Origin of the sequence: Kitasatospora sp. NPDC050463 (genome assembly GCF_040655255.1) — a bacterium.
In the GTDB taxonomy this organism is placed as follows: Bacteria; Actinomycetota; Actinomycetes; order Streptomycetales; family Streptomycetaceae; genus Kitasatospora.
Genome location: NZ_JBFAJO010000176.1, coordinates 1 through 4,512 on the forward strand (window position 1 = coordinate 1; position 4,512 = coordinate 4,512).

General features: G+C 71.4%; 2 protein-coding genes. One reads left to right on the plus strand and one right to left on the minus strand.

Features of this window, described 5'->3' with window-relative positions:
* Positions 1-4,091, minus strand: a 4,091-nt coding sequence (locus AB0J08_RS41015; protein WP_360645128.1) for a hypothetical protein, incomplete at its 3' end; no start/stop codon positions are given.
* Between the two features lie 170 nt (positions 4,092-4,261).
* Here AB0J08_RS41015 and AB0J08_RS41020 point away from each other — a divergent pair.
* Entirely contained in the window at positions 4,262-4,471 is a 210-nt protein-coding gene (locus tag AB0J08_RS41020) for a hypothetical protein (RefSeq protein ID WP_360645131.1), read from the plus strand.
* Positions 4,472-4,512: the final 41 nt, after the last annotated feature.

Below are 4,512 nucleotides of genomic sequence, written 5' to 3' on the forward strand. Positions count from 1 at the left end.
TGTCGGGTGAGTTGGTGGTCGCGGGGTCCGTACTCGATGAGCAGGTCGTACAGCCGGGAGCGTTCGCCGACGAGGAGGCGCAGGTAGGGGCGCCAGGGGTTCCATCCAGCGTGCCGCCAGCGGGCGGAGGGACCGGACTGCTCGGTCGCCACGGTGACTGCGTGCTCCAACAGCCGCTCGGCGTGCTGCCGGTGCCCGGCCTCGTGGAGGTCGACGCACAGGCGGGGGATGGTGTCGAAGCGGCGCGGCCACACGTTGCCCGGCCTCGCCAGGCTGTGGCCGGGCGGCAGGCACAGGTCCGCGGGGAGGAAGACCAGGGCTTCGACCTGCTCGAGGCCGAGGTCCTCGGTGCCTTCGGCCACCTTCGTCCGGGCGTCGAGGACGGCCAGTCGGGCCCGCAGCAGCTGCGCCGCGTACCCGGCCAGCATGTAGGCCTCGTGGCCGATGTCCGGATCGGTAACCGTGGCGGCCGTGGTCACGGCCCGGTCGACGACGGCGTCCAGGTGGGGGGTCAGGATCCTGCGTGCGGCGGGCAGGTCCCACGACCCGGGATCCGCGGCGATCGCCTGGGTGACGGCCTTGAGTAGCTCGGTCTGCGCTGTGGCGCTCGTGTTCAGTGAGTTCACCTGCTGCACGACGTCCTCGGGGCTTCCCAGGGGGGCCATGCCGCAGCTGATCATGCGTGCGCGCAGCCGGTGCCCGGCGGCGACTGCCCCGCGGTCGTCCTGCGCCGCCAGGTGGGCGGTGATGGCGCCCAGTTCCTCGGGGTGCCCGACGGGCAGTTGCTCGCTCGCCCGGACGAAGCCGATGAGGGTGTCGGCGTCCTTCCGCTTCTCGGCGTCTCGCAGGAGCCAGGGCAGGAGCAGCCCGGGGTCCTCCGGCGCACGGGCGACGACCTCCTCACGGGGTGGTGCCAGGCGCTTGCGGGGCTGCTTGCCTCGTCGGCGGCTCTTGCCCGTGGCAGAGGCCTTCTCGGCCTGTTCCGGCCCGGGCGGCGCCGATTCGGGTTGCGCTGGTCCCGGCGGTTCGAGGGCTGTGTGCTCCGTTCCTTCGGAGAGAAGAGCGAGCGCGTGTGTGGCGAGGTGGTGCCCGCCGACCGCCGCAGCGACGGTCAGGTCAGCGTCCCAGGGGGCGCGGATCCACGGGAGGAGCGTCGTGGCCCGCGGGCGGGCCGAACGGGGATCGTCGGGCAGGCACGCGGCCACCACGGCCCCAGGCAGGCGACGGCCACCGAGGATGCCCAGGGCGGTCAGGGCCAGCAGAGTGCCGTGAGGCTGCGGAACCTGGCGGGCCTTCCGGTGGTCGGCCTGCTCCTGGCACCACTTGCGTGCGGCGAGCCCGGCGGGCGCGTTCTCGGCGAGGAGCAGCGGGCGCAGGAAGTAGCGGGCCACGGTCTTGCGGGCGCTGCCGTCGACGGCGAGGGTGGCCGCACCGTCCAGGGCGGAGCGCAGGAGTCGCGGGTCCGGGTGTGCGTCAGGACGGCAGAGCGTGGTCGCCACGCCGTGAAGAACGACGTGCAGGCTTCCGGTCGGCGGACTGCCGGCCGCCAGTTCGTCGAGGCAGTCCTGCAGCGCCTCGAGGGTGTCGACGGTGCGTTCGTGGCCGTGGGCGGCGGCCCAGCAGGCCGCGGCCGAGGCGATGATCCCGTCGACGTCCTTGGAGATCTTATCCGCCACCTCCATGCGCCGGGGCAGTCCATCGCACAGGCCGCTGTACTGGGCCGGCCACCGGGTGACGAGGTCGGCGAGCGTGGTCAGTACGCGTTCCAGTGGCGCACCGCGTTGGACGAAGGCCTCGTCGAGCATCTCCTGCATGGTCGTGAGGGCGGTGCGCTCGGGACGTCCGGTGCCGTCCGCGGTGTTGTCTGCGTCGTACGCGTGCGCACGGAGCATCAGGTCGGTCAGGTGCGCGGCAGGGGTGTGCCTGGCCAGGTCACCGGGCGGAAGGCCGTAGAGGAACAGCGTGACGGCGGCGCGCTGTTCCAGGACGAGGGTCGTAACCGCGCGCATGATTTCGTCGCGGAGCGGGGCGCCGACCACGTCCCAGATCGTCCGCAGGACCGTTGGCCAGATGTCCTTGTCGGGCCTGACGGTGGCGCAGAGGGCGTCCAGGTAGTGCTCGGCGTGCAGCGCGCCGGTCTCCGGTTCCTCGATCACGGCGGCGGCGTCGGCTGCGGCGCTGGACGGGGCGTGGCGCAGGCCGGCGACGATGCGCAGGAAGGTGTCGCGCGCGACCGGGGCGGTGGCCCGGGACAGCACCGCCAGCTGCGGGTACCACCGCCGCGGCTCGTGGGCGCGGGCCCGGTCGGTGTAGTGGAATGCGTGCCGGGCCGCCTCGGCGAGGTAGAGGTCCTGGGGGTGCTCGGCGATGCGGTGGGTGGTGGCGGACAGGCCGGCACGGGCGTCGGCGAGGCCGCGGCCCGCGGCGTACTCGCCGATGACCTGGTGGTGGAAGCGCACTCGCCCGGCGACGGCCTCGCTGAGCACGCCCCGGCGGAGCAGCAGCCCGATCCAGGCGGCCGCGGTTCCCGCCGGGACACCGCACCGGGAGGCGAGGAGGTCGCGGGCGTGCTCCCGGTGGAATTCGATGGTTCCCCGGAACAGCGTGACCAGGCCGAGTTCGGCCGCCGCTTGTCCCAGCTGCCGTGCCTCCTTCTCCGGGACCGTGTCGAGGCCCGTCACCGAGTCGCGCAGGTCACGCTCGACCCGCCGGTCCCAGTAGTCGCGGAAGAGGGCGGCGACGTCGAGCTCGGCCACGTTCGGGCCGTGGGGGCTGTACAGGTCGAAGACCATGCGAAGGTGCAGCGGGTGGCGGATCAGCTGGCTCAGTGGGAGTCCGCGGGCGGCCGCGTCGGCCAGCGACTGCTCCATTTTCGGCAGGGAGCCGTCCTCCTGGTTCCGGGCCGGTGCGTACATCCGCCCGTAGGCGGAAATCGCCCGGCCGAGTTCGGAGTCCGGGGTCCAGCCGCGTTCCGTACGCTCCTTCTTCCCGGTCCCGTAGAGGAGGAGCGGGATGTTCGAGAGCAGTGACGTATAGGCGTCCTCGTCTTCGTCGCCGTCCCGGCTCCGCTTGAGCAGGTTTGCCTCGCCGGTCCGGCAGGCCAGCGCCACGGCGATGTTCCTGGACCGCAGGACGGTGATCAGCTCGGTGAAGTCGTTGGCGCTCCGTGTCTCGTGCAGCAGCAGGTCGGCAGTGTCCAGCAGCAGGACGATCGGGCGTTGCCCGGGCGCCGCGATGCGTCCACTGGCGACGGGGGCGGCGGTCGGCCGGCCGCGGTGCGCCTCCAGCAGTTTGGGCAGTTCGTGCGGGTGCAGGTCCGGCTCGGCTCCCGAGCCGGCCAGCAGAGAGGTCGCGGACAGTAGGACGAGGCAGAGCTCGGGTCGCCTGGACAGGGCCTGGTACACGCCCCACAGGGAGCAGCTCTTCCCGACGCCGGGCTCGCCGAGCAGGGCTGCGGCCTGTCCTGGCGCCTTGCCGGCCAGTTGTCGGTCGATGTGCTTGAGCACGTCCTTCTCGGCCGCGCGTTCGACCCTGACCTGTTGGAGGGTCACCTGATCCAGGTTCGAGCCGAACGGGTTGACGGTGACGGTCTGCATGGCTTGTCGCACGGCATCCTGGGCCTTCTCCAGTGCGGAGAGCCTGCCGGCGACGTTCTTCAGGGGACGGTCGTAGGCGGGGAGCAGCGGGCGGGGCCGGTCCGAACGACGCTTTGCGTCACGCTTCCCGGCTTTGGAGTCCTGGTCGGCGCGCTCGTAGCGAGCCTCCAGGACGTTCCGATCACCGAACCCCCGCTCACAGTCGGACGGGCAACCGGACCGTTCCTGGGCCACCTGGCAGAACTCCAGGCCTCTCGATGCCACGCCGCCGTTCTTGATCCAGGCGCTGATCGTCGAGGCGCTTTTGACCTTGCCACACCAGTCGGCCAGCTGCTGGCCCTGCATGCGGCGCCCCTCGAACCCGTGGTGCCAGGTCCAGTGCATCAACGCGTCCAGGAGCCAGAGACGATCCTCGCCCCAGTCCTTGGTGTCGCTCGGCCACTTCAATTGCCGGTTCGAGTCGGCGGGGAGCCACTTCGGTTCTTCAACGGCCACTTCTTCAACCCCCGGAGCATCCGAAGAACGACCACACACAGTCATCACACCAGGCCGGCAGCGTACGCGATTTGCGCCAGCGGCGGGCGGCTACTGCCGCTGTTCTGCACAACTCTCCTACGGAGGACGCTCTTTCGTGTCGAAGTGACCAACACGATCGGGAGGAAGAGATGGACCTCGACGAGCTGCTCGACCAGGCCGAGAACTGGGCCGAGACCCTCGCCCCGTGGACGGGCGTCAACCTCGGTCTGCGGCTCGGGCGGGACGTTCTCCGCTACGGGGTCCTGCTGTGGATGACCCGCGGCTGCACGCCACGCGAGCGCGCCATGGCCTTTGCCGCGATGCATCGGTCAGGTCGGAGCGGTCGCCGAAGGAGGTGACCGCAAGAAGCCGGAGTGGGCCAGGACCGACGGTCCTGGCC

What these genes read in the sequence shown, in the direction of transcription:
- AB0J08_RS41020 (WP_360645131.1), top strand. Translation starts at nt 4,262, where the DNA reads ATGGACCTCGACGAGCTGCTCGACCAGGCCGAGAACTGGGCCGAGACC.